Genomic DNA, 756 nt, shown 5'->3' on the forward strand with positions numbered 1-756 from the left:
CGATCCAGCTACCGTACAGGACGCTCTGGACCTGATCAACACTGGCACTCTGCCAGGCGGCGTTCCAGGCCTGGGCCTGATCAACGCTGTGGTTGCTGCTGAAGCTGCCGTTACTGCCTACGAGAAAGAAGTTGCTACCAGCAACCCTGCGCTCGACACCATCAAAGACGGCGTAGTGACTTCGGCTGAAGCAGATACTGCCCTGGGTCTCGCTAAGACTGACCGCACCAACGTTGACGCTAAGTCGACTGGCGTTCTGACCGCTGAAGCTGCTGACGCTGCTACTGCTACCGCCGCCGCCAAAGCTGCTGCTACTGCTCAGCCTAACGGTGCTGTCGCAGTTGCAGCCTACGACAGCGCTGTTGCAGGCAAAACTGCCGCTGATGCTGCCGTTGAAGCCAACGCTGCTGCTGCCGCTGCTGCTACTGCCGGTCTGGACACTGCTCTGAAAGCCAATGGTGCCGCGATTGATTACGCTGATCTGAGCACTGCTGCTGGCCAGCCACTCGCCACTACTGCTGATATCCTTGGCTTCCTGGCAGACACCGCTTCGAACCCACTGCTGCGTGCAGCGCTGGTCACCGAGCTGAACAAGGTTCCTACTTACGGCGCTGACGTCGTTAAAGCAGGTGATCTGCAGCTGGCTGCCGCTAAGGCCAATGTTGCACTGAGCGATGCCACTACTGACCTGCAAGCCATCGATAGCGACGCTGTTGCTGTTGGTAGCGAAGGTCAAGACTACATCGACGCAAAAAC

1 pseudogene is annotated in these 756 nt (G+C 58.5%); it reads left to right on the forward strand.

The features are described from left to right. Positions 1–88 precede the first annotated feature (88 nt). Positions 89–756, forward strand: a pseudogene (locus ACEWE8_RS26090) (hypothetical protein); the annotation flags it as partial.

The organism is Pseudomonas sp. TR47, from assembly GCF_044143025.1.
GTDB classification, from domain to species: domain Bacteria; phylum Pseudomonadota; class Gammaproteobacteria; order Pseudomonadales; family Pseudomonadaceae; genus Aquipseudomonas; species Aquipseudomonas putida_E.